Source organism: Pseudomonas poae, from assembly GCF_001439785.1.
GTDB classification, from domain to species: Bacteria; Pseudomonadota; Gammaproteobacteria; order Pseudomonadales; family Pseudomonadaceae; genus Aquipseudomonas; species Aquipseudomonas poae.
On the sequence record NZ_JYLI01000016.1, the window covers coordinates 54,646 to 80,532 of the forward strand.

The 25,887-nt window shown below is 57.6% G+C and carries 18 protein-coding genes; 2 read left to right on the forward strand and 16 right to left on the reverse strand.

The annotated features are described in order from the left end of the window. Positions 1-68 precede the first annotated feature (68 nt). Positions 69-1,646, forward strand: a complete 1,578-nt coding sequence (gene guaA / locus TU75_RS18745) for a glutamine-hydrolyzing GMP synthase (RefSeq protein ID WP_003238499.1) — start codon at positions 69-71, stop codon at positions 1,644-1,646. 220 nt (positions 1,647-1,866) lie between these two features. Here the strand turns inward: guaA and TU75_RS18750 are convergent, their stop codons facing one another. The 11 genes from TU75_RS18750 to TU75_RS18795 form a co-directional block, all read right to left on the reverse strand. Further along, a complete protein-coding gene (locus TU75_RS18750; RefSeq protein ID WP_060549729.1) occupies positions 1,867-2,772 on the reverse strand; it encodes a PoNe immunity protein domain-containing protein in 906 nt (301 codons plus the stop codon). Beyond that, positions 2,769-3,008, reverse strand: coding sequence for a hypothetical protein (locus tag TU75_RS28130; RefSeq protein ID WP_082630467.1), 240 nt, complete (start codon positions 3,006-3,008; stop codon positions 2,769-2,771). Before TU75_RS28130 ends, TU75_RS18750 begins: the two co-directional genes overlap by 4 nt. A gap of 12 nt (positions 3,009-3,020) precedes the next feature. Beyond that, positions 3,021-3,809 carry a hypothetical protein gene (locus tag TU75_RS28135; RefSeq protein WP_082630469.1) on the reverse strand — a complete coding sequence of 263 codons (789 nt, stop codon included), beginning with the start codon at positions 3,807-3,809 and terminating at the stop codon, positions 3,021-3,023. A 98-nt stretch (positions 3,810-3,907) separates the two neighbouring features. After that, the gene (locus TU75_RS28140) at positions 3,908-4,273 is read right to left on the reverse strand and encodes a hemagglutinin repeat-containing protein (protein WP_231981905.1); all 366 of its coding nucleotides are present in this window, start codon (positions 4,271-4,273) and stop codon (positions 3,908-3,910) included. Positions 4,274-4,439: 166 nt separating this feature from the next. Then, positions 4,440-4,751 (reverse strand): hypothetical protein, encoded by a 312-nt coding sequence (locus TU75_RS18760; protein WP_060549731.1) that lies wholly within the window; start codon positions 4,749-4,751, stop codon positions 4,440-4,442. A gap of 811 nt (positions 4,752-5,562) precedes the next feature. Beyond that, the gene (locus tag TU75_RS18770) at positions 5,563-6,288 is read right to left on the reverse strand and encodes a GAD-like domain-containing protein (protein WP_231981908.1); all 726 of its coding nucleotides are present in this window, start codon (positions 6,286-6,288) and stop codon (positions 5,563-5,565) included. 143 nt (positions 6,289-6,431) lie between these two features. Then, positions 6,432-7,022 carry an imm11 family protein gene (locus TU75_RS18775; protein ID WP_060549733.1) on the reverse strand — a complete coding sequence of 197 codons (591 nt, stop codon included), beginning with the start codon at positions 7,020-7,022 and terminating at the stop codon, positions 6,432-6,434. 338 nt (positions 7,023-7,360) lie between these two features. Then, positions 7,361-8,266 carry a PoNe immunity protein domain-containing protein gene (locus tag TU75_RS18780; protein ID WP_015372904.1) on the reverse strand — a complete coding sequence of 302 codons (906 nt, stop codon included), beginning with the start codon at positions 8,264-8,266 and terminating at the stop codon, positions 7,361-7,363. Next, positions 8,263-17,358 carry a hemagglutinin repeat-containing protein gene (locus TU75_RS18785; RefSeq protein ID WP_060549734.1) on the reverse strand — a complete coding sequence of 3,032 codons (9,096 nt, stop codon included), beginning with the start codon at positions 17,356-17,358 and terminating at the stop codon, positions 8,263-8,265. Before TU75_RS18785 ends, TU75_RS18780 begins: the two co-directional genes overlap by 4 nt. A 44-nt stretch (positions 17,359-17,402) precedes the next feature. Continuing rightward, positions 17,403-17,921 (reverse strand): toxin-activating lysine-acyltransferase, encoded by a 519-nt coding sequence (locus tag TU75_RS18790; RefSeq protein ID WP_060549735.1) that lies wholly within the window; start codon positions 17,919-17,921, stop codon positions 17,403-17,405. An 11-nt stretch (positions 17,922-17,932) separates the two neighbouring features. Next, positions 17,933-19,636, reverse strand: a complete 1,704-nt coding sequence (locus TU75_RS18795; RefSeq protein ID WP_060549762.1) for a ShlB/FhaC/HecB family hemolysin secretion/activation protein — start codon at positions 19,634-19,636, stop codon at positions 17,933-17,935. Between the two features lie 599 nt (positions 19,637-20,235). Between TU75_RS18795 and TU75_RS27400 the strand changes: the two genes are divergently transcribed. Then, on the forward strand, positions 20,236-20,379 hold the full coding sequence (locus tag TU75_RS27400) for a hypothetical protein (RefSeq protein ID WP_156422784.1): 144 nt from the start codon (positions 20,236-20,238) through the stop codon (positions 20,377-20,379). A 635-nt stretch (positions 20,380-21,014) separates the two neighbouring features. Here TU75_RS27400 and TU75_RS18800 read toward each other — a convergent pair. The 5 genes from TU75_RS18800 to TU75_RS18820 form a co-directional block, all read right to left on the reverse strand. Further along, positions 21,015-21,560: a hypothetical protein gene (locus TU75_RS18800; RefSeq protein WP_082630473.1), complete on the reverse strand. Its 546-nt coding sequence runs from the start codon at positions 21,558-21,560 to the stop codon at positions 21,015-21,017. Positions 21,561-21,584: 24 nt separating this feature from the next. Beyond that, on the reverse strand, positions 21,585-21,911 hold the full coding sequence (locus TU75_RS18805; RefSeq protein WP_003238092.1) for a hypothetical protein: 327 nt from the start codon (positions 21,909-21,911) through the stop codon (positions 21,585-21,587). 24 nt (positions 21,912-21,935) lie between these two features. Further along, positions 21,936-22,247, reverse strand: coding sequence for a hypothetical protein (locus tag TU75_RS18810; RefSeq protein WP_060549737.1), 312 nt, complete (start codon positions 22,245-22,247; stop codon positions 21,936-21,938). Positions 22,248-22,378: 131 nt separating this feature from the next. Beyond that, positions 22,379-24,682 (reverse strand): autotransporter family protein, encoded by a 2,304-nt coding sequence (locus TU75_RS18815; RefSeq protein WP_060549738.1) that lies wholly within the window; start codon positions 24,680-24,682, stop codon positions 22,379-22,381. A 298-nt stretch (positions 24,683-24,980) separates the two neighbouring features. Continuing rightward, complete coding sequence (locus tag TU75_RS18820; RefSeq protein ID WP_141719180.1) at positions 24,981-25,772, reverse strand: alpha/beta hydrolase; 792 nt, start codon at positions 25,770-25,772, stop codon at positions 24,981-24,983. Positions 25,773-25,887 lie beyond the last annotated feature (115 nt).

The window sequence follows — 25,887 nt, forward strand, 5'->3', positions numbered from 1 at the left end:
ACTTTAAGTAACCGGGGCTGTTCTTTCAGCCCCGAGTTGTTTCTGATTCATTAGACGAGACTGACTTCATGGCCCTCGACATTCACGCCCACCGCATCCTGATCCTCGACTTCGGTTCCCAGTACACCCAGCTGATTGCCCGCCGCGTGCGTGAGATCGGCGTGTACTGCGAACTGCACCCGTTCGACATGGATGACGACGCGATCCGCGCCTTCGCCCCCAAAGGCGTCATCCTCGCCGGTGGCCCCGAGTCCGTGCACGAAGCCGACAGCCCGCGCTGCCCGCAAGCGGTATTCGACCTGGGCGTGCCGGTGTTCGGTATCTGCTACGGCATGCAAACCATGGCCGAGCAACTGGGCGGCAAGGTGGCAGGGTCCGAGCTGCGTGAATTCGGTTATGCCCGCGTCGACGTGGTCGGCAAGAGCCGCCTGCTGGACGGCATCGAAGACCACATCGACGCCGACGGCCTGTTCGGCCTCGACGTGTGGATGAGCCACGGTGACAAGGTCACCAAACTGCCGGAAGACTTCCACATCCTGGCCAGCACCCCGAGCTGCCCGATTGCCGGCATGTTCAACGACGAACGCGGCTACTATGGCGTGCAGTTCCACCCGGAAGTGACCCACACCAAGCAGGGCGGGCGCATCCTGTCGCGCTTCATTCTCGACATCTGCCAGTGCGAAGCCCTGTGGACCCCGTCGAAAATCGCTGAAGACGCCATCGCCAGCGTGCGCGCCCAGGTCGGCACCGACAACGTGCTGCTCGGTCTCTCCGGCGGCGTCGACTCCTCTGTGGTTGCCGCATTGCTGCACAAGGCCATCGGCGATCAGCTGACCTGCGTGTTCGTCGACAACGGCCTGCTGCGCCTGCACGAAGGCGAGCAAGTGATGGCCATGTTCGCCGAGAACATGGGCGTCAAAGTGATTCGCGCCAACGCCGAGGACCAGTTCCTCGACAACCTGGCTGGCGAGTCCGACCCGGAGAAGAAGCGCAAGATCATCGGCCGCACCTTCATCGACGTCTTCGATGCCCAGGCCAAACACCTGGACAACATCAAGTACCTCGCCCAGGGCACCATCTACCCCGACGTGATCGAGTCGGCCGGCGCCAAGAGCGGCAAGGCCCACGTGATCAAGTCCCACCACAACGTCGGCGGCCTGCCCGAGGAAATGAACCTCAAGCTGGTCGAGCCGCTGCGCGAACTGTTCAAGGACGAAGTCCGCCGCCTCGGCCTGGAACTCGGCCTGCCGTACGACATGGTCTACCGCCACCCCTTCCCGGGCCCGGGCCTGGGCGTGCGCATCCTCGGTGAAGTGAAAAAGGAATACGCCGACCTGCTGCGTCGCGCTGACCACATCTTCATCGAAGAACTGCGCAAGGCTGACTGGTATCACAAAGTGAGCCAGGCATTCGTGGTGTTCCAGCCGGTGAAATCGGTGGGCGTGGTAGGTGATGGCCGTCGTTATGCCTGGGTTGTTGCACTGCGTGCGGTGGAAACCATCGACTTCATGACCGCGCGTTGGGCACATTTGCCGTATGAACTGCTGGAAACGGTCAGTGGGCGGATCATCAATGAGATCGAAGGCATTTCGCGCGTGACGTATGACGTGTCGAGCAAGCCGCCGGCGACGATTGAGTGGGAGTGAGCCCACAGCGAGGCATGAAAAAAACCGGCTTTTGCCGGTTTTTTCATGCCCGCGATAAGGGCTTATTCTTGCTGACGTGAAAGCTTTGAAGGCATTCATCTGTCGGTGAATCAAACCAAGTTCAAAGCACTTTATTCCTCCCATCTCCGGCATCGACGTTGGCACTTCTCGGCGGGTGCGTGCCTTGCGATAGCCGTGTCTTGCTTGATCACACTGGCGCTTATCTATCACTGGATAGGGTGAAAATTCGGGCCCAAAAGCCGGCTTTCTTTGCTGAAGCCAACGGTGGATGTGGCTCTGTTGTCTCTCTTGCCGGGTGAGTGCCAGGGCCATCAGGTCTCAAAAGGTCTCCCGGATAATGCTCTTGACCTAGAAATGGCGAGTCATCCATTCCAAACGCCTTCACGGCAGCCACGGCTTCTACACACCAACGACCAAAATAAGCCCCGCCTTCAAAGTTCTGGTCGCCATAGGTATACCAATAAGGATGCCGATAGCTGACCGCTTGCGGGTCTGATCCGGATTTCGCGCCAGTGCGCAATTCCAGATACCAATACTCGACAAAGGCTTTGAGCAGCGGTGCCTGAGAATCTGAGGGCGCATTTACTGCCTTCAACAAACGACCATAGGGTTTGGGATATAGAAGCACGGCTCCTATCTTGCGGTCTGGACTACGGCTGGCAATGATCCGATCAAGAAGTACGTCTTCGCCATCATTGCCGATCAAGGCCAGCAAGCGATGCCATTGCTCGTCTGGAATGTCGAGTGCGAGTGCCAAGCCGACCAGCCAGAAGCAAATGATGTAGTGGTCGTAGTTGACGCGCCAGTGGTGCCGGGTGAATTGCTGCTCTGCAGTCCACACTGCTGCTCCGAGCCGCTCAGCTTCTTCCCAAGCATCTAACAGACCGGGGAAGTAATGCGCCAAGTCAGTAATTGGGCATCCGGCTGAGTATTTGCGCAGAATTTGGTGCCAGTGTTTCTGAGCAAGTGTAAATTGGAATTGGGGCGCGTAATTCTGATCACCTGAGTTGTTATCAGCCGCTACAGATTCTTTTTTTATGTAATCGTCGTTGTACTCAATCCACTCAGACCAGTAGCTTATTTCCCCTAATGGTGCGCGAGTCATTTAGCGGCCCTTCCTAATAGTTTTGATGTGGCAACTGGATCAGCTACAAATTTTCCATTTTTTTCCAGGACGCCGACAGTGACATTTCCAAACGGGTCTGTATGGACTAGCCATTTTTCGACACGGCCTGCCTGTAGTGCTTTGTTGATGCTATCAGCAGCTTTTTCATTACCGTTGACAGACTCCAGAATCCGATTGTAGTTAGTAGAGCTACCTTGTAACCAATCATCACTCATCTGCAGCCCATCTCAAGTAGGCTTCAACTTGGACGAGCCAAATTTGTACTCAACGATCAGGTAGTCGACACCAGGCTTATCTACCTTGTACAAATCGTCAATGCCTGTCTGGCCAATATCGGGAGCCTGGCCAATTTTTTCAGCGCCGGGCACCAACGTCTTGATTTGCTCTTCACCCATGATGTCCCCGACGATGCTCTTCTGCGCGTTGGTCATGGCGCGGAAGTCCATCAGCGGGGTGCCGTTAGGGTTGAACTGCCCGCCGCGTGCTACAAGCTTGTCGAATTTGGAGAGGCTCGCCACCTCAGCCATCTTTTCAAGCTGCTGCGCTCCAACCTTGATCCCCGCCTTGGCCAGCGCCACGCCACCTTTCGCAGCCCCGCCGACGCCCGTTGCAATGCTGCCGACCTGCCAGGCGATTTCGCCGATGGCCTTGCCCAACGCTTCGGCGTTTTCATCGCCGCCGACTTCCAGCGAGGTCTTGATTGTTTCTATCTTGACGTTGAGTTCGTTGACGACGCTGTCGCCAAACTGCTTTCTGGCCTCCGGGTTATTAATCAGTTGGCCAAGGCCGGTAAGCCCTTCGATGGGGTGCGCGACAAATTCGGCGAGGCCCGTGACGTCATTCCAGCCTGACTGGGCCAACCCCTTGCCGATGCCGAATTGGGTCAGAACATCCTGCCTGCCGCTGATGTACGACCATTTGGCAACGACTTTGCCAGCGGCAATCAGGCCTTTTGCTTCGTCGTATTCCTTCTTGAACTGCACGACCTGCTGTGTCGCCAGCCAGTTGTTATCCACCGCCGCACCCGCCGCACCCGCCGCACCCGCCGCGGTATTGGCGGTGGTCGGGTCGATGGAGGCGCTGGTCGCTGCCAGGCCGGTTACCAGGCTGACGATCAGGTTGCGCTTGGCTTCGCGTTGTTCTTCGCTTTCGTCGGGGCTGGTTTGTGAGAACAGGCCGCCGCCCAGGCTGACGGTATTGGCGTCGTAATCCGCCTTGTTCTTGATGTCGTGGCTGGTGAGGCTGGATGTGACCAGGCTGTTTTTGCCTTGATGCCCGATTGTTCGGTGACGCTGGCATAGTTGGAGTCGATGTTGGTTGCGCCAAAGTTTGCGCTGGCACCGCTTATCGAGCTCATGCCGTAGCAGAACGGTGGAATACAAAGACTGATGCCGATGCCCAGGCTCTTTTCATCGACTTTGTACGTGTTGGTGTCTTGCAGGCTTTCGATATTAAGATCGCCGCCGACATTGGCGATCACCTTCTTGCCACTCGCCACCGCGCCTTTGATCTGGGTATCGAGTTAAAAGCGGGAAAAGTCTGATTATCTGATCGGGCGAGTTTTTTGAAAATCAGGCCATGAGGGCATCAAAAATCAATGTCTACTTCAGACCTTCCCTAGGTAAACTGTATTTTCTATGAGCATCTCAGTTGTCAGGGTATTTGAACTTTGTACTGACTTGCTCTCCATGTTTATATGAAATCACGAATGAAACCCAATCTTCACCGCGTTGCTCAGCGCTATGTTTAAGCTTATCTACCAATTCATACAACTGTGTATCGTCAATATCTGTCCGGGCGTTGGTAGTCTCCGCTCCATCCTTTTCGACAAGTAACTCTGTGTCTATGAATCCTTTTCCTACTACCACCTCGTAACGAAAACGATCATAGCCGTCGATAATTCCGTTATCAATAATGGAAAATATTTCTTTAATTAATGCAAAATCTTCGGTAATCATACGTGTTCCTTTCAAGGCTTGCTGGATTCATTTTTGAAAATACTGGTTCTGGTCCTGCCATAAATGGTATAGGTGACTGATAAAGTGTCGGGCCTAATAGAGTCCGCAGTTGATCTGTTGAATTTGATTGTGGTTGAGCCAACTGTCTTCGTCGGGTCGTCCAGAGCCTTTTTGATGATATTTTCTTAGAAAACTTTATAGGCTGAATTATTGAAGTTTTTATCTTGCGGGAAAAGGTTGTAGCCGTCACATGTTCCGCCTTGGCTGCAAGCTTGAGCATGACCACCCACATCAGTGTCTCGGCCCTGATGGCCCATCTCTGTTTGCCTAGAGTCGCGAGGGATTTTTTCATTCACAGGGGTAAAGGTCAACTCTTCAACCTGACCTGCGCTGTTGGTTGTGAAGGATTTCCCATTGTCAAGCTCATACCGTGTATTTGCAGCTCGTGCACTCGGGTTATTAAGCAGCTCATATTCTGGAGTACCCTTAACTGCATTTTCAGTTTTAACTTTTACGATCGGTATTTCAGTCGCCGACTTTACACGTTGAGCATCCCGAAGCTCAGCCTCAGTTTTAGCAAGCTGCCCGAATTTGGAGCTCGCACTTCCCTCCTGGCTATCTGCAACTCAGACCAGATAGCTTATCTCCCCTAGTGGTGTGCGAATCATTTAGCTATTCCTCTACTGAGTACGCCGGCCTAAGCCAACCGCCCATCATGCTCCATTCTCCTTTAGACCCATGTGGAGTACTGGTTAACTCCACAATTGATCCTGTTGCGAACGGAATAGTTATTTTATCTATTTAATCTTATTCAACGTCGTAATTGATCAAGAATCATCAGGTGAACATGAATATCCACCTTTTTCATATGCTCCAGGTCAGCCTTTCCTCCAATGCAAAGGGCGGGCTCGAACGCGAACATCTCATCTGCGCCAACCGGCCCAAGCTTTGCCAGTGCGCGCTGGAACAGCGGCTTGCCTTGATTGTCCTCAAAGTCGAGACTTTCTCGACTGGTAGAACCGAGGAATATACCCAGCATTCTATCCGGGACCGGGTTGGGCTTACTCAATTGGTTCTGCAACGCAACAATACCGCCCGCTAGACTTGATATTGTAATTTTGCGCTGGTAACGCTCACCCCATGCATACAACGAACCAAATGCATCCCTGGCGATCACATTATAGTTGTCGACTTCTGCCAAGCCACTGCCCTGCAGCCACCTATCGAGCGTCGCCTTGTATGGCTCGGGGTCTACAATCCAGAACAGCCCATCAGCATAAGAGCACCAACCTTCATTCTGCCAATAACCAAGCAGGGCCTTGGGTAATATTGAGCGATACTTGTCGATACTTGACTTGGGCACTTCTCGACGCGAGTTAGGTTCGCCTAGATTATCGATCAATGATTGAAAAAATTCGTCTCTCAATTTCCACGCCTTCTTAGTAACTCCAGTCTGACATTCATCTTCGCCTGCCCTGAACCGTTGGCGATGGCGGAAGACACTGTCTGATCCAGCGCTTTCAAGCGGCTCGGCCATCTACCGTTATCCTTTGATCCACTTCCTGGTCACGCCACCCTTTGCACCGCCGTCGCCTTCAGTCGCAATGCTGCCGACCTGCCAGGCAAATTCGCCGATGGCCTTTTGCGAGCTGACTGTTATAGGCGGAAATAAATTGCCATCTAGCAAACGACAGTATTCTCCCCGTTTACACTTTCAAAGATAGCGCCTGTCACACCAGCTTGCTCCATTCTAAGCTTGACTTTTTCGCTGACGATTAGAGCGCCTAGGTGTTTTTTGATTCGAAAAATATTTTCCCCATTAACCTTTGCTGGGTCAATAACAAGGTTCAAGAAAATTCTATACTCACCTGCCCTGTCTGGGCGGACTGAATCATCTGATTTGTATTTTTCAAATATAGAGCGTGTCTCATCTACACAGTCGATTTGCGTTTCCACAATCATTACATAAAATTCATCTTGGTGGCCTGCGACTTTCGCAGGCTCAAGTACGACGTGCCTGAAGGGTTCATCAAAATCGGAAATACCGATAAGTGATTTTTTTGCTTTATGACTGATGATGGGAACGGAGGCGTATCCAGCCAGGGAGAAGTCTAGAGCAACACCATCACTTTGCATTTCAATTTCATAAGTGCAAGGCTCCATATATTCTACCGGTGGGTCTGTAAAGAACCAGTTATTGCAGTGTTTGATGCTGCCTAAGTACCATCTATTGTTAATGTTTGTATCTTCTCGAAATAAGTAGGATTTCATGTCAGTCTCTCGTGAGCCACTTGTTGACGGCGCTGCCGGGTGTACTGCTTCAGTCTTGATTTTGTTGACGACACTATCGCCAAGCTGATTTCTGGCCTCCGGGTTATTAGTCAGTTAGCTAAGGCCGCTAAGCCCTTCGATGAGATGTGCGACGAATTCGTGCCGTCATTCCAGCCTGACTGGGCCAACCCCCCTCACCACTGGTTACGGCGCGCTTGAGCGGGGGTATCGCCGCCGCCGGCTCGTAGCAAACCCTAACTGAAGTCGATGCCGACGTTGGCACTTCTCGGCGGGTGCGTGCCTTGCGATAGCCGTGTCTTGCTTGATCACACTGGCGCTTATCTATCACTGGACCGGGTGAAAATTCGGGCCCAAAAGCCGGCTTTCTTTGCTGAAGCCAACGGTGGATGTGGCTCTGTTGTCTCTCTTGCCGGGTGAGTGCCAGGGCCATCAGGTCTCAAAAGGTCTCCCGGATAATGCTCTTGACCTAGACATGGCGAGTCATCCATTCCAAACGCCTTCACGGCAGCCACGGCCTCTACACACCAACGACCAAAATAAGCCCCGCCTTCAAAGTTCTGGTCGCCATAGGTATACCAATAAGGATGTCGATAGCTGACCGCTTGCGGGTCTGATCCGGATTTCGCGCCAGTGCGCACTTCCAGATACCAGTGCTCGACAAAGGCGTTGAGCAGCGGCGGCTGAGAGTCTGCGGGTGCATCCACGGCCTTCAACAAACGACCATACGGCTTGGGATATAGAAGCACGGCTCCTATCTTGCGGTCTGGACTGCGGCTGGCAATGATCCGATCAAGAAGTACGTCTTCGCCATCATTGCCGATCAAGGCCAGCAAGCGATGCCATTGCTTGTCTGGAATATCGAGTGCGAGTGCCAAGCCGACCAGCCAGAAGCAAATGATGTAGTGGTCGTAGTTGACGCGCCAGTGGTGCCGGGTGAATTGCTGCTCTGCAGTCCACACTGCTGCTCCGAGACGCTCAGCTTCTTCCCAAGCGTCTAACAGACCGGGGAAGTAATGCGCCAAGTCAGTTACTGAGTATCCGGCTGAGTATTTGCGCAGGATCTGATGCCAGTGTTTTTGGGCAAGCTTATACGCGTATTGAGGCGCGTAGTCAGGATCACCAGCGGGCTCCTTGAGAGTCCGTTGAGAACTTTTGATGTAGTCGTCATTATCATTGACTACTCGGCTCCAGTAGCTGATATCGCCAAGAGGGGCGCGTATCATTTATCTGCTCCTATAAGCTTAGAAGTTTTTATGGGGTCTACAACAAATTTTCCACTTTTGTCTAGAACACCCACAGTCACATTACCAAACGGGTCAGTATGAACTAGCCATTTTTCAACACGGCCAGCTAGCAAGGCATTGTCTATATTTTCTGCCGCTTGGGCATTACCTCCCACAGACTCAAGTATACGGTCATAGTTAGTGGTTGTGCCCTGCAACCAATCATCACTCATCTGCAGCCCATCTCGGGTGGGCTTCAGCTTGGACGAGCCAAATTTGTACTCAACAATCAGGTAGTCAACACCAGGCTTATCTACCTTGTACAAATCGTCAATGCCTGTCTGGCCAATATCGGGAGCCCGGCCAATTTTTTCAGCGCCGGGCACCAACGTCTTGATTTGCTCGCCACCCATGATGTCCCCGACGATGCTCTTCTGCGCGTTGGTCATAGCGCGGAAGTCCATCAGCGGGGTGCCGTTAGGGTTGAACTGCCCGCCGCGTGCTACAAGCTTGTCGAATTTGGCGAGGCTCGCCACCTCAGCCATCTTTTCAAGCTGCTGCGCTCCAACCTTGATCCCCGCCTTGGCCAGCGCCACGCCACCTTTCGCAGCCCCGCCGACGCCCGTTGCAATGCTGCCGACCTGCCAGGCGATTTCGCCGATGGCCTTGCCCAAGGCTTCGGCGTTTTCGTCGCCGCCGACTTCCAGCGCGGTCTTGATCGTTTCTATCTTGACGTTGAGTTCGTTGACGACGCTGTCGCCAAACTGCTTTCTGGCCTCCGGGTTATTAATCAGTTGGCCAAGGCCAGTAAGCCCTTCGATGGGGTGCGCAACAAATTCGGCGAGGCCCGTGACGTCATTCCAGCCTGACTGGGCCAACCCCTTGCCGATGCCGAACTGGGTCAGAACATCCTGCCTGCCGCTGATGTACGACCATTTGGCAACGACTTTGCCAGCGGCAATCAGGCCTTTTGCTTCGTCGTATTCCTTCTTGAACTGCACGATCTGCTGGGTCGCCAGCCAGTTGTTATCCACCGCCGCACCCGCCGCGGTATTGGCGGTGGTCGGGTCGATGGAGGCGCTGGTCGCTGCCAGGCCGGTCACCAGGCTGACGATCAGGTTGCGTTTGGCTTCGCGTTGTTCTTCGCTTTCGTCGGGGCTGCTTTGTGAGAACAGGCCGGTGAGCAGGCTTGATGCCGCCGCGCCTGCCGCGCCGCTGCCGCAACTTTGACTGCTGGCGGCGGCACCGGCGCAGGCGACGATGCCGTGCAGTGCCGCGTGCAGTGGCGAGCCTTCGGTGAGTTCGCCTTTGGCCACCAGGTCGCCGATGTAGCCGGCGCCCCGTTGCTGCACATAATTGACCACCAGGCCTTGCACGAAGGCAGCGTTGCCCGCGCTGATATTGCCGCCTGCAGCACCGATCAGGGCGGTGGTGATCTGGCGATAGGTGCCGCCTGCGCCCCAGTTTTCGGAGATCGCGTTGGCCTGTGCCGAGTACTCCCGCGCCTGGAGCTGCAGTTGCAGGCGCGCAGCGTCACTCATTGGCGTGTCACGATTGTCTGCTTTTGACTGCAGCTCTTTTGCCTGTTGGCGTTTGAGGTCCGCTTCCCTGGCTTTGTTCGCAAGGAAGGTACTGGCTTCGTTGGAGAACGCGCTGACGATCTCAAAACCGGCGCGGATTTCATCTTCGTCGAAGATCGGTTTGAGCGAGTTGCTGCCATCGCGATCACTGGACACATCACGGTTGAGGCTGGCGACGGTTTGTTCAGCGGTCTGGCCGGTGCGTTTCTGCTGCTCGGCGTCGTCGGTAATGACGACGGCACCGCCACTGATGCCGCTGCGTGTCACGCTGCTTGCCTTGTCGCTGGCGCTGATGGCGATCGGCATATTGGCGCCGATCTTGTTCTCGTTTTTGGCCAGGTCGGTGCCCGGGTTAACCTTGCCGCCAGTCTGCGCGTTGCCCTTCTGGTCCTTGCCGACTTCGTTGTAGCCGCCGCCCAGGCTGACGGTATTGGCGTCGTAATCCGCCTTGTTCTTGATGTCGCGGCTGGTGAGGCTGGATGTGACCAGGCTGTTTTTGCCGTCCTGCACGGCCTTGTCACTGCTGGCGATCACGGCGCCGACCAAATCGGTGTTGCCCCGCACGTTGATGTCGAAACCGTCATCGCCAGCCTTGATGCCTGACTGCTCGGTGACGCTGGCATAGTTGGAGTCGATGTTGGTTGCGCCAAAGTTTGCGCTGGCACCGCTTATCGAGCTCATGCCGTAGCAGAACGGTGGAATACAAAGACTGATGCCGATGCCCAGGCTCTTTTCATCGACTTTGTACGTGTTGGTGTCTTGCAGGCTTTCGATATTAAGATCGCCGCCGACGTCGGCGATGACTTTTTTGCCACTGGCCACCGCCCCCTTAAGCTGCGTGTCGCCGCCGGATGACAGCAGCAACTGGTTGCCAGCCTCCACTTTGGTATTGGTATGGTTCAGCTCGTCGCCGTCGGCCTGGCCCCGGTTTCCGGTGGCACCCAGGTCCAGGGTAAAGCCGTTTCTGCTACCGCCCAGCGAGAGGCCGATACCGATGCTGGCGCTGCTGCCTTTGCTGTCGGTGTTTTGCTGGCTGGTGTTGTTGGCGGCGAGCAGGTTGATGTCGCCGTCGGCCATCAGGCTGGCGTCACGCCCAGCCTTGATCTGGCTGCCTTGGACCGTGATGTTGCTGGCTGCACCTGCGCCGGTCGCGCGCAGGCGCACATCTTGACCGGCGGTGATGGTCGAACCGGCGGCGCTGTCGCTGGTCTGGGTGGTTTTGCTTTCGTTCTTCTTGGTGCCCAGCGACAGGCTGATGTTGATACCGCCTGCCGCGCCAGGGTCCATTGCCACCGCCGTGGCGGCGTTGTTACCGGCCAGCAGGACCGTGGCCGCTGCCAGCGCCTTCATGCGCCCATCATCGGTTTTCTCCGATGCCTGCTTCATCTGCTGGGTGGTCTGGATTGCACTGATGACAGGGTTAGTCACCGTCAGAGTGAACCCGGTCTGTTTGAACAGGGTTTCACGTTCGCGCTTGCTGGTGTTGCGGGCTTCAACGACATCGATGGTTTGCCCGGTGATATCGACGCTGCCTTCGGGCGCGCTCACCTGGCTGCCCACCTGGCGGTAGCCTTTGCCCGCTTCCATCAGCACATCGCCCTTGGTCGAGCCCACGGTACTCGCCGCTGCGGTCTGGCTGGTGGTGAGGTCCTTGACCGTCTGCTGCTGGGTGCCGAGCGTGACCGCGATGCCGCCGCCGCTGAACAGGCCGCTTTTCTTGACTGACTTGTCGTGACGTTCGCTGCTGCTTTCCGTCGCGGCTTCGATATTGATGTTGTTGTCAGCCACCAGAATGGTCTGGGTGGTGGACACCACGTTGCTGCCGCTGACGTTGATGTCGCGACCGGCCTGCACATAGGTTTTCTCGGCACTCAGCGTCGAGCCCTGCGCCTGGGTCTGGTTGACGGTGTCGCGTGTGGTGGTGGTCTTGCTGGAGAACAGGCCGTTGCTGCCTTTGAATTTGTGCGCTTCATCGGCGAACTGGGTGTTTTGCGCTGCGGTCAGGTTCACGTCGCGCCCGGCGTCGGCGATGATTGCACCTTGCTGACTGGTGACGCTTGCGCCTCGGGCATTGAGGTCCTGCCCGGCACTGAGGCGCACATCGCCTTGGCCTTGAATGGTTGAGCCGGCTTCGGTCTGGCTGGCGTCTTTGCGCCAGTTGCTGCCATTCCAGTTAACCGATTGCTGATGGGCTTCGCCAACGGTGGTCAGGTTGATGTTGTCGCCTGCTTGCAGCGAGGTATTGCCGCCGGCGCCTGCGTTGACCACCTGAGCGCCGGTCAGGTTGAGGTCTTTGCCCGCGTTGACGTCCATGGTGCCGCCAGCACCGCTGACAAACAGCCCGGCCACCCGCGAGAGATTGGTGCGCGTACCCTGGGTGCTGCTGCTGTCACGGCTGTTGGACACAACGTTGACGTTTTGCGCTGCATTGATCGCCAGGGTATCGGTGGCGCCGATCAGGCCGCCGAGGTTGTCGAGGTTGTCCCGTGCCGTCAGGGAGACCTTGTCGGCCTGGATGCGTCCGCCGAGGTTTTCGATGTTCTGCGCGGTAATCGCCATCACACTGCGCCCGGCCAGGCTGCCGCTGTTGACCAGATCGCCTGCAATATTCAGGTTCAGACGTTGCCCGGCGATCAGTGAGCCGGAGCCGTTGAGGTCGCTTTCCTGCACCCGCACGTAGACCTGTGGCACCAGCACGTTGCGGGTTTCGCCGTTGGCGAGGGTGACCTTTTTTTGTACCAGCCAGACGATGTCGCTGGTCAGTTGCGCCATCTGCTCGGGGGACAGCTCGACGCCGGGCACCAGTTGCCATTGATTGGCCAGGGTGACGGCGTTGTCGATCAGCGCCCGGTATTGCGCTTCGTCGTTGGCGTAGCCGTCGAGAAAGCGTCGCCCCGTCAGTTGCGCGACCTGTTCGCGAATCAGTTTCTGCTCATAGAAGCCATCGCCGAGGCGCTGCTGGGTCAAGGCAGGGTCGACTTGCAAGCGCTCCAGCATGTAATCCGACGACAGCCAGGTGCGATAGCTGGCGAAACGCGGATCTGTTTCGACCAGGTAATTGCTGGTGGTCTGCGGATGGGTGGTGAACAGGCTGTTATTCGGCAATTCCAGGGACGGGCCCCCGGTGCGAATTTGCTCGGCCACGCCTTGTGCGTTCTGGGTGGTCTGCGCTGCGACCTGAACGATCGGAGCTACTTGAAAGGTACGGGCGGCCGGAGCGCTGACCGTACCGGTGGAAGCGATCTGCTGACCGACGGCCTGAGTACCGCGTGCGCTGATCTGGGTGCCCGTGCCGCTGACCGCTGTGTTCTGCGCGAAGACGGTAGGTTGCAGGGAGATATCCTGAATCAGCGGGGCAGGGGTATAGGCTGCGCTGTTCGCGCCTTGCCGGTCGCGGCCCTTGCGCTGGATGCGGTAGAAGTTGGTGACGCTGCCGCTGTCGACGGTGGCGCGCTGGCCCGACACTTCGGTGTTGGTCAGGCTGGTGACGTCTGCCTGCAATAGTCCGCCGGCGATGATGCGGCTCTTGTCGTTGAGCACGTCGCCGGCGCTGATCTGCATTGTCCCGCCAGACAGGATCTGCGCCGGGGCCGAGGTGGCGATCTGGGTTTCGTTGACGACGCGGGTGTAGTCGTAGCGGTTCCAGTTGTCGCGCTGGCCCTCGGGGGTGACCAGGTAATTCACCTCATCGTGACGTAGGGAGATCTCGTTGGCTTGGTAGCGGTTGGTCGAGCCGGTGAGTTGAAACTCCTGCTCGGGAGTTCGACTGACCTCAACATCGCGCGTGCTGAAATGTTCGTTGGTGTTGCGCACGCTTTGTACGTTCAAAGACAGATCGCCAAGCGCTTCGAGGGTCGCGCTGGCATTGGTCAGTAATTGAGCGCGACCCTCGGCGGTATCGAGCGCGCTCAAGGTCCCGCCAATGGCGAGGTCGCCAGCACTGAAGACCAGCGATTGCTCGCGGTTATTCAGGGTTGAGGTGCCGATATTCAGTGATTCACGGGCTGCTATCGTTGCTGCGGTGCCATTTTCATCGAGGTTGTTCAACGTCGAGGTGGCTATCGCCAGTTGGTCGCCATACAGGCGCGCGGTGCCGAGGTTATTCAGCGTCGCTGCCTGCACGCGGACTTGCTGGCCGTCGATCAGCCCACGGTTGGTCAGGGTGCCAGCGACGTTCAGACGAACCTGGCCCGCGCTGATTTCGGCGTTGGCGCTGTTGTCGAGCGTCTGCGCGCTGACTAGCAGGGACTTGCCCGCCAGCAAACGCCCGGTGTTGTTGAGCGCCCCGGCGGTGCTCAGATCAACGTTGTTGTTGGCCTGAATCTGCCCGCTCAAATCAAGGCCGCTCTGCAACCTGAAGTTGATGTCACCCAGGCTCAGCGCCCGGCCCGTGCCGCTGTAATACGCGGCGTTGAGCGACAGCAGCTTGCCCGCAATCAGCGTGCCGTCGAGGTTATTCACCGATTGGCGACGCTGCGCGGTATCGCGGTCGCGGATGGTCAGGTCACCGGTCGAAGAGATCAGCCCGCTCTGGTTATTCAGCGTCTGGCTCACGCCCAGCAGCAGGCCTTCATCAGTGCGCACGGCACCGGTCTGGTTGTTGAAGGTGTTGAGCGCCAGGTTCATGCTGCGGCCTTCAAGGCCTAGGTTGGTGCCCTGGGTGGCGCTGTTGTCGAGCACATCGGTGCTCAGGTTCAACGCGCCTGCACTGCGGACCAGCCCACCCTGATTGATGAGGGCCTGACCCAGTGCCAGCTTGACGTCGCCGAGGCTTTGCAACTGGCCGCCACGGTTATCCAGGCGTGCGCCGTCGACGTGTACGGTTTTCTCGCCAATGATTTGGCCGCCGTTGGTGTTGACCACGTCGCTGGCGGTGAGCAACAGATTGCCCTTAGTACTCAAAAAGCCAGTGCTGTTATTGACGCTGGCGCTGCGGATTTCCACGGCATCCTGACCGCTGATGCCTTTGGTGGTGCCGGAGTCGAGGTTATTGAGGGCCTGATTTCCGGTGTCGATAAACAGTTTGCCTGCAGACTGAATCAAGCCCGCCGCGTTACGCAATTCGCCGCTGCGCAAGTCGAGCGTGGCGCGTGCGTCGAGCGTGCCATCGCTGTTGTCAAACAGATTGCCGTTGCTGTTGAGGTCCAGTGCCAGGCCACTGATCACACCGCTGTGGTTGTTCACACCTTGCGCCGCCACGGCGATGTCGCCCTGGGCTTCGAGACGCCCTGCGTTGTTGTTCAGTGCGCCATCGGTCACGTTCACCGACAGCCCGGACTGCACCGAACCCAGCACGCCATGGGTGTTGTTGAATTGTCCGGCGATGATCGCCATGCGCTGGGTCGAGGCGAGCGTGCCGCCGATATTGTTCAGTTGACCGAAGTGGGCTTGCAGCGTGCTGCCGGCGCTGAGGGTGCCCTGAGCATTTTCCAGGCGCGCGCCGCTCAGTTCAGCGCCGCCGCTGGCAGCCAGCGTTCCGCCGCTGTTGTCGATCAAATCACTGGCGGTCACCGTCAGCAGGCCGCCGTCGGTTGCAACAACTTTGCCGTTCTGATTATTCAGCGTGCCAACGTCGATCACCACAGCGCCAGGGCTGCTGACCTGGCCGTTCTGATTGTTGAATTGCTCGCTGACATTGATCTGTAAAGGCTCCAGCCCCGTTTGCAGAATGCGCCCGTATTGATTGGACAGGGTGCGGGCCTGGAGCGTGAGCTGTTGGCCCTGGGCCAGACCTTCATCCAGCACCACGTCGTCAGCCTTGATCGACACGCTGCCATTACTGGCAATGCTGCCTTTGGTACTGCCGAGTTGGTTGGCCTGAATGCCCAGCGAACCCTTGCCTGCGTGTTCGATGCTGCCGCTGCCGTTGTCGATGCGACCGGCGCTGATCCGGGTATTGGTCGCGTTTGAGGCAATTCGTCCGCTACGGTTGTCGAGGCTCACGGTGGCGTTTATCGATGTGTCGGCGACGCCGGTCTGCACCAGCTCGCCGCCGACGTTGGACAGATCACCGGCGTTCAGTTGCAGGTTGTCGGCGTTGACGCTGGCGCTGTCTGTGCGCAGGGTTTTTGTCGCGTTGGCCGCGAGGGTCTGGCTGGCATCCACGCGGCTGCCACTGAGATTGCTATCGCCGTTGTTGGCGGTCAGGGTGACATTGCGGCCTTGAGTCTGGCTGCCGCTGAGGTCCAGATCATCGGCCTGGATGCTGACATCGCCTGCCGCCAGGTTTTGACCCTGCGCTTTGACGTTGGTTGCGCGCACCGCAAGGTTGCCGCTGCTGCCCAGTTTGCCGTCCACGCCTGCGCCCGCCGCCAGGCTTGAGCCCTGGGTGCTACGAATCGATTTGGCGCTGAGGGTTGTTTGATTCTGGCTGGCAATCGTGCCGCTGTTGTCGATATCCCCGGAGCTGGTGAGGTTCAAATCGCCCTTGGCGTAAAGCGAGCCGCTATTGTCAACGCTTGTGGCAGTGATACGGGTGGCCGTGGTGCCGCTGATTGTGCCCATGTTGTGCAGTTTGCCGTCTGCGCTGACGACCACTTCACCCGCCATGGCGCCAATTTGCCCGGCATTGCGCATGCCGATACCCGATTCGGTCCCCACCAGCACGATCTTCCCGGCGTACATTCCACCCAATTGCGCCACGTCGATGCCGACGGCTGGCTTGTCGCCGTCGGCGCCGGCCTGAGGCTTGGCCTGGGTGTTATCGGCGTTGACCTGATTGCGTCCGGCAGTGACCTTAAGGTCATTGGCCCAGATACCCGCATTGACCTGCACGGTACGGGCAATCAGGTCGGTGTAATCGGCGTCGCGGCTATCAAGGCCCTTGCCCTGAATGTTCAGGGTGCCGCCGTTCACGGTGTAGCCGCTGATGCTGCCGTTCTCCAGCTGCACCTGACCGGTGCTCAGGGTCGCACGGTTGGCGTTGATGAAGCCGCAACCGTCGCAGGTAATGCCGGCCGGGTTGGCGATGACTACTTGGGCGCGTTGCCCGGCGACTTCGACATAGCCGCGTAACTGGCTGGGGTTGCTGGCGTTGACCTCATTGAGGATGACCCGCGCGCTGCCTTTGGCCATCGCTGCGTTGCCTTCGATCCAGCCACCCAGTTGCGTTTGGGTATTGGCGCCGCTGTTGTTGAGGATGACGCCGCGCGGGTCGACATCGAATTGATTGTAGGTGTTACGCGAAACCCCGGCCGCGCTGGGCGCCTGAATATTCACCTGCGGCGTGCCGTTGGCGCTTTGAATCACCGTCGGACGCTGGCCGGCTGCGGCAGTCGGATCGGCCACAATCGTGCCCGCCGCCCACGCCGGTACAGTGCTCCATGACACCAGCCCGAGCGCGATCATCAATGCAAAACGCATCGGCCCGAGCGTTGCCGTGCAGCCCGCGTCGGCGGTGGTGAGGCTGACGCGAGTGCCCGGCGCCTTGACCTGGCTGGTGACGTTCTCCGCCACCACCATCAACAGCCCGCGTGCCTTGTTGAAAACAATTCGGTACAGGTGCTTGTTCATAGCAATTCCATTTGCGGAGCCGGCCCGCGATACAAAAGTTGAAGTTACGGTGCTGTGGCAACCGGGTGAGCTGCAAACCAGGCTCTGGCCTGTTCAGGGATCACACCGATGCCCTGGAATGTCTTGATTTGCAGGCCTCGCTCGTCGCCCCGGTGATACAGCGCGCGACCGCATCGGTTGGCGAACAGGTGGCGCTGGAGGATTCTGGTAAAGGTGGCCGTATGGCCAAACGGCGCGATCCAGTCGTTGAGCCAGAGGCGCTCGCCGCAATTCCAGTCCGCGTCGCTCAATGTCAACGGTGATTGCTGCAAATAGCGCTGTTCTGCTGCTTCATCGACGTTAAGCCAAGAGAGGTAGCACACCGGCTTGCCGTGCTCGCTGCCCAGCACGAATTGGCGATGCTTGAGCGCCGGCAGCAGAAGTGTCGGTAAGCTGTGCAGTGGCGCATCACGGTGAGCGCTGGAATGCATCCACAACCAAGTGACCGAGCCCAGCACTGCCGCCTCGTTCCAAGGCTCGTCGATCAGGCCGGGTGCCGTGATGTCCAGGGTTTCAAAACGCATGGCATTACCCCTCAGAACGACCAGATGACGGTAAAGTCGCTGGTCACGTTGGCGGTCTTGAAGTCATCGGGCTTCTTGAGCGGCGTGCCTACCGACCAGTCATAAGACAGGCCCTTGTAACCACCACGCACACCCACCACAGCCCCCGCCAGTCGTTTACCAATCAGGAACTTACTGGCCTGACCGCTGACTTCGCCGTAGTCGACACCGGTGTAAAGCTCCTGGCCGGTTTGCCCCAGCGCCAGGCCGACTTCGTTGCGCAGTGTCCAGCCGCGATCGGCAGAAAGAATGTTTTCGCCGTCAAACCCGCGCACGCTGTAGCGTCCGCCAATCGAGAAGCGGTCTTGCGGCACCAACGGTGTGCGGTTCCATTGCGACCGCCAACTGCCGATATAGCGCAGGCGCTGGTCGCTGAGGGCGAATGGCACTTGCAGCTGGGCGTCGGCGGTGATGATCTGCGAGCGGGATGTGCCTGCACCAGAGGCTTCTTCGGGGGCCGGCAGCGAGTCATGTGCGCCGGTGCCGCGACGGTAGGCGACGCCAAGGTCCAGAATAGAGGTGCCGATAAATTCCCGGTGATCCAGGCCGAGCTGCCAGCCCGCCATGCGCCGATCCTGGTTGCCGATCTCGGTGTCGTCGATGAAGTTTTCAGAAGACCGTGTCCACAGGCCACCCCACGCCGTGGTCTTGCGCACGGCATCGCGGTAAAGCAGGCGAGACAGGCGCAGATCGTTGGTACGGCTTTCGCCTCGATACTGGTACGTCTGGGTGGCGCCGGCGACCGACTGCTCGTAGTTATACTCGCTGGTGGTGAACGCCAGTTGCCAGTAACCCATCGGCAGCGAGTAGTGGAGCGTATTGCCATTGGAGCCGTGTCGGCCGGACTCGCCGCCGCCCAGGTCGTGGTTGAAGCTGGCGTAGAACAAATCGTTGAGCGATAGCAGGTTGTCCAGCGACAGCGACACATTGCCCTGATACTTGCCTGTGGATTTGCTGCCCGAGTTGTCGACGGACAGGCTCACGCGGGCCGGAAACTGCTGGCTCCATTTGATCACCACATCGCTTTCGCCGGGCTTGGCATCAGCCGCCAGGGTGGGTGTGATCTGAATGTCGGCGTCGGCAGTGGGCACGCGCTTGAAGTTTTCCAGCGCCTGTTCGATATCGCGCAGGTTAAGCAGGTCGCCGGGGTTGGCAGGCATCGCATTCCATAGGGTTGCGCGACGGCTGGTGCCTTCGGCAAAGCGGATTTCGCGGATGCGCCCCGGCACGATTGTCAGCACCAGAATTCCGCTGTTGAGGTCCTGCGCTTCGGCAAGCACGCGGGTGGTGACAAATCCCGCCTGGATGATCGCATTCTGCATGCGCTTCATCGTCATGTTGATGCCCGCGCCACCCAGGCAACGCCCCACTGCGGGGTCTTCCTCGGGGTTGGCGGCCTTCAGCGCCCATTGAAACTTCTCGGATGCGTCGCCAATCAGGCGGATGTCTTTAATGGCGAAGCAGGGCGCTTCTTTTACGGGAAGACGAGAGCCGCCTTCGTCGAGCGAAGGTGCCTGAAGACGCACATCGGGCCGCGATTCCAGTTGATCACGCAGCGCGCGTTCACGCTCCTGCTGACGCAGTAATTCCTCTTCAGGCCCGGCAGCCTGAGCGGTGGCGGTCGTAAAGAGTGTCCACACTGCCAGCGCCGTCAGCGCGAGGTGTCTTGCATTCATCGACGACAAGCGGGCCAGCCCCACGACATATCGAGAGGGGCCAAGCTTGTGCAGTGGGCAGCGTGAGTCCGCAGGCATTTCACATCCTTGTGATCAGAATCAGAGGCACAATAAGTGAACCGCCTGGAACGGCAGTGGCACTGAAGAAAATAGAAAAATGTAAAGGTTTCGACGAGCAGAAAACGAAAGTTCCTACATTTAGTCATACGCTCTGATGGAGGCTTAGCCCGAAAGTTCCGTGACGGGCAAGGCTGCGATAACAACGCTCAGGAAAACGCTCAGGAATGTGACGATCTTCACGCGTACTGCGAGTGCTGAGGCAAGCGAATCAGATAGTTTGCTAGATATTAATACCTGGATCGAGCATATCCAGGAATGCTCGCGCCTCATTAGCGGGGTTGTGCTGATCTTAGGGGCTCGTAGCGCACGAGGCATTTGCCCTGTTGATGCGGCGCACGGTCTTATGGTCTCGCAGGTGAAATGTCCCGGTAGATCTTGCGCCGCTGTTTACGGTGTTGCAGGAAGTTTTCCTACATGCCGTCAGGCTTGGGCTCCAGCAAGGGCTATTTGAACTAAAAGAGGAAAGAAGAGGCAATACGATGAAACGTTGGGAGGTGTACCAGAAAGGCAAACGGTTTGAAGGTGTTCAGGCCCGCGACCATTCCGAGGCATTGCTTGAAGCATTGCGCAAACTCGACCTCGATGACGAGTCGGGGCTGGACGTGCGGCTGGCCGCGCAGTAATTCGGGAAAAGTCAGCCATGTCGTCCAGCACTAATCCGCTTGTTCTCTGCGTGTATAGCTGCACCGTGTATGGCCAACTTGCATCTGCCTTAATCATCGCCCGAGCTGACTAAGGCCTGCTCCGCATGCGGTGCCGAAGTCCTGGCTGAATGGGGCGGCGGCGTAGAGATGGTCACCAATCAACTCGAATAACGGAAAAATATGTGACGCAAGTTTTTGCTCCTAACCGATGACCGAACCGCATGAGTAATGCAATGCGTACGAAAACAGCTTTTCGTTAATGGAATTTTTCGTGGCATCAGCTGAAAAAATTAAAATAAAAATATGATTTTTAAAGAATTTTTATGGTTGTTTATGTTCGAGTGGGAGTGAGGTTTTTCGTCAACTATCTGATTTTTTTGTAAAAAATAAGAGTTGATAGTGATCTTTACTATGTCATTAATGGCATTGTTAATGGCGCACATTGTACGTATGTGAGAAAGCTCTATCGATACCCTGTCCCGGATAAGGAATGCCGGCATGGTATCGAGAACGCTTAGCCGCGCAGATGTCAGTAATAACTGTTTGCCCATCTCCCCTATGGTATGTGTCTTGAATTACTTCAAGCGCAGCCTTCAACCCGCGCAGATTTCGGTCTAGAAGTTATCAATCGCGTTGCACATCGACACCTTCCCCGCTGGCTGCGGTTGGGCCATGACCCACTGTTTGCCACCCGCCTCCAATTCATCCAGCTGGAACGAACAGTTCGCCGACATGGTGGCCTGCACCATGTAGTCCACGCCAGGCCGAGGCACGAAGGTCATGGTCCTGGCACACTGCCGGGAATATTGCAGGCGCCCCAGATAATGGAACGCGATCGGCTTGTTCGCTGGCACCACCAGCTCCGACGAGACCGCACCGGCCCACGAAAAGATCGGTCCGGGAATGCCGAGGTTTTCGCCGTTATGGTCGGGGAAGCCGGGTTTCGCCGACGCCATCACCCCCGCGCCGGGCACGTTCCAGTCGAGACAGTCACGCCCCGGCACGGCGCGCACCAGGCCGTCGGTGAGCAGGCGGATACGGGCAGTCTCGCCGCCTTGCGGGGGCACGTAGCCAGTGGACAGCGAACGCACGTTCGCCACTTGGCCGCAGCCGCCGAGCGCTAGCAGCAGCACGGCGGGGATTACAGGCAACAGTCTCATCGGGTATCGACTCGCAGGGGGAAGTTAAGGCTGACGGCAGTTGGCGCTGACCGACAGATGCGGCGCCGGCTCATAGCTCACGCGCTGCAAACCATCTGCGTCCTGGAACAGGAAGTACTTGACGCGACAGTCCTTGAACATTGCTGAGTAACCCTCCGCCCGGAAGCCTTGGCCATCGACCTGTTTGGTCACGGTATTGTTGCGGCTGACCACCGCGAGCACCTTCTGATAGCTGTCGCCCATGTTTACCCCAGGCTCGCCGGTGATCGCGGCCGAGGAGGCGCAACCTCCCAGCGCTGTTGCCGCCAGGGCCAATGCGGCGCCATACAGTCCGTTGCGTAGATTGTTCATTCCCTGTGTCCTTTTGGTGATGGGTTAATGGCGGCCGTCGCACACCGGCGATTCGCCAATACGGCCTAGCTTGCACAGATCCAGATCGTCCGTGCGGATAAAACCCGCATCCTTCATGCAGTAGAAGCGCGTCAGCACCACATCAATCGGCGACTTGTCGCCTGCGCCATCAAGATTGGTATACCCGCAAGCACGCATGGCGTTGTCAACGCCCGATTGGGTTACCCCCTTTTTGTACCACTGTGTGTAGTCCCCGGGTGGCGGTTGGAAGCCCCGTCCCGTGCAGCCAACCAGTAACACAGCGCAAAAACTCAGCAACAGGCTCCTCGTGAACATGGCGTTCTTCCTGATGGGCTGACTCGTATCAGTGTGAGACGCCGTAGGGTGAGTCGTTGTAGGCGTTACCCACGGCCTGAAACAACAAAGCCCGCATCAGTCGGCTTTGTTGTTTCAGGCGAAGGCGTTAATCAGAAGTCGTAACGCACGTTCGCAGTGAAGGTGTCGGCGTCGAAACCACTGCTGGTCAGGTAGTTGTACATCCCTCCCACACTCCACGCGCCCACGCGGTAGTTGGCGCCCAGTCCCAGCTCGTAGCTGTCGCGCGCCGGTGTTGTGCCTGTGGTGGTGAACGGGGTGCCGCCGAGCACGAAGGTGGAAGTGGTGCCGGCTTTGTCGCCGATGAAATCGTGCCAGGCCATCAGCTTGGCTTCCGGTTCCAGGCTGCCAGCACCTAGGTCAAAAGCGGCCGCCAGGCGAGCGCCCAGGCCCATTTCGCCGATTTCATAGCGCTGGCTGCCGACGTTGAGGGCGGCTGAGCTGCCTTTTTCACGGTACGAATCAATCGAGACATTGGCATAGCGCGCCCCGACCTGTGGTTCGAGCAGCCACTGCTTGTCCAGCTGGAACGTATAGCCTGCCAGTGCGTTGACGCCGAAGATCTCACTGTCGTAGTCGGCCTTGGCGCGAGTGCCGGCGATGTAGCGTTTGGGCTCGTTGTCATTCCAGCCGTACATCAGCGAGGTGTCGACAAAGAAGTTGTCGCGGGCCCAGTTGCCGTACAGGGTCAGTGCATGACCGCTCACGTCGGTTTTTTTGCCGAGGTCGGATTTGACGTCGCTGGTCAGGTAGCTGTAAGCCAGGCCAACGGTGGTGTCGGTGTTGAGCTTGCCGTCGGCACCCACTGCTATGCCGTGGGTGTTGGTGTCGTAGCCGTCGATACCGTGGCGGCTGTCCTGGTTGGCATCGCTGGACAGCGCCTGTATCCACACGCCTTTTTCTGCCAGGACGTCTCCGGAGGACAAACCGTTACGGGTTTTGCTGGCGCGGCGGTTGATGGCACCTGCGACCAGGTTCTGGCTGTTGGTGGCGGCGTTGATCACCCCACGGCTGACGTCCGGGGTCAGGGTTTCGGTAAGTTTGGCCAGGTCTTCACGGGTGGTGGCGTTGGCGAAACTCTGGAATACCGGATCGCTTTCGTCCATCAGGCCCAGAACCGTGTTCTTGAATGGCTTGATGGCGTTCACCGCGTTGCGCGATCCACGGGCACCCAGCAGGTCTTGCGTGATCACCTCATCACTGCGAGTGGCAACCAGTGCTTTCACGTCCTGGCCTTCAATGCCGAAGTTCCTTACCTCAAGCAGCGCCGAGGAGGAAACCACGGACAGGTTCTGCGGCTCTTCCCAAGTGCCAGAGTTGATGAGGGTGTAGCGGGTGCCCTGGGTCGACGTGCGGAAGTCGTCGGAGCGAGCCTGCAGTTCGATCTGGCTGCCTGGAGAGAAGAAGGTATTGCCGGTGACTTTCAGGATCGGCGTGTTGGGCAGCGTGTTGTTATCCAGCAGCAGGCGCAGGCGCGCAGTGTCGCTGTCCATATCGAGGTCGCCCACAATCGTGGTTTGCGGGCGAAGCAGCGTCAGGCGGCCACCGTCGATATCGACGAAACCGGCGCGGATGGTCGAGCCATCGAACATTGCGTCCCCTTGCACCAGCACACCACTCAGGCCCAGCAGGTCACCCTTGACCTGACCACCTTGCCAGTAGAAGTACGACGGGGAGGCATTGTCGTCCGCCGAAATTGCTGCAGTGCCGCCTTCGATCAGGCCACCTGTCTGCCTGATGGAGAGGGTGTCGAAACCGCCGGAAGTGTCGAGACTGCGAAAGCGGATGCCGATCCCGTCAGCGGAGATAGTCCCGCTGTTGTTGATATCACTCTGGAAGGGAGCGCCTGTCATCTGACCTGTAAAGCGGGCCTTCTCGACGTCAATACCGATAGAGTCGATGCCACGCGCGGTGATAGTGCCCGAGTTATTGACGCGCGCCTGGGTCGAGGTGATCAGCATGCCTTCGGCTTGTTCGCCAGTCACAGTGATGTTGCCATTGTTGTTCACTTCACCGGCGATCTTCGCCAGATACACGTCCAGCCCGACAACGGCGTTGCCGCTCACCGTAATGTCACCATTATTTATCACGTCGCCACCGACGTTGGAATCGAGGGTCATGGCGATACCGGACGGGAAGTAGGTGGGGGTCGCAGCCGTCAGGTTGATTTTGCCCTGGTTGACCAGGTTGCCTGCCAGGGTCAAGTTGTTCAGCACTACACCTGCATTTTGCGAGGTCCCGCTGAAGGTGGCGTTATTGAAAACATCACCGGAGCTGGTGTACGCCCCTGTGCTCAGATCGTAGTTGAGGTCGGGGGCGGAGGCGGCATGGACCGTGGCAGCGGCAGCCGCGACGGACAGCGCCAACAACGAGCGGCGCAGGTGGGAAATGTTCAAGGCAGTATCCTTACAGGGCAGAAACTGACAGGGAACAACCTACGCGTCAGCGTCTTTTTTTTGGCTTCCCTGCCAGCTTGTCAGTAAATGGCTGATTCAAGCGCGTGCGAATTTACACGATGCGTGTAAGAAAATTCATCATAAAAAAAGAATCAATGAAGAAAAAAAGCTGAAAATGCGACGCTGTGAGTGTTTTTTCAAGGTTCCACGAGGCTCTTTAGCAATAAGTGGAACTTTAGATGTGCGGTTGCGGTCTCGTCCGAGTCCGGCACTATTCGGATTTTTTTAAACGAACTTCTCAGCGCTTGATCTCAGTTGCCAACGGCGTTTCAGCCCATCGGCTCCATGTCGTTTCCCACCCCCTGTCATGGCTCGCTTCTGGTACCTGGACGCATTGTGAGAGGGGAGAGCCAAGCGCCTGTTGGTACCTGTCAGCTAAACCCGCTGGAATAATCAGGTCTGCTTCTGCGATGAGATGACGCTGGGGTACCAAAGCGAGTCGATCACGATAGTCCAATGGATCCAGTGAGCCGTCGAGCGGCGACAATCCTTTCATCGTCGCCCATAGACGTGGACTGAGATTGCCAGCAAGGGTTTGTACCTGAGTAACATCACTGCGCTGCGCCGCTAACAATAATGCGAGAGCGGCTCCACCAGAGTATCCCACCAGTTCGAACTCGCTGTTGCCATATCTTCGTTTTAATTCGTCCAGCGCCTGGTTGAGGCGGGTGACTACTTCCTGGGAAAATCGTCGATCAGTCCAGAGTGCGGGTTGACAGGCTGCGGTCATGACGAACTGGCAGGGGCGTGCCAGGTACGCATTCGGTGTCGGATCACCCACCGCCAGCCGTGGCACTAATAAATTGTGCGGGCTCGGATCCAGGCTGGGTCGATTCGCCGTCGCCCAGGCATGGCCATCGCCTTCCAGGTAGACACGCAGGCGAGTCATCTTTTCTGCAGTGTGCGGCGCAAGTATGACGAGGGGGAAGCTGTGTCCCGACAATACCTCCAATTGCCGGTCGTGCTCTTCAGCCAGTTGTTGCAGTGCCTGGCGCGGTGATTGGCAGGCGATGAGCAGCGCGCTGATCATTACCATCCAGACTTTATAGACGCAGGTCTGACAACAAGAAAAGTATTTGCTCATCAAGTCATCACGCATCATTACCAATGGAGGCCTCGGCGGGTTGTGATAACTGACTGACATT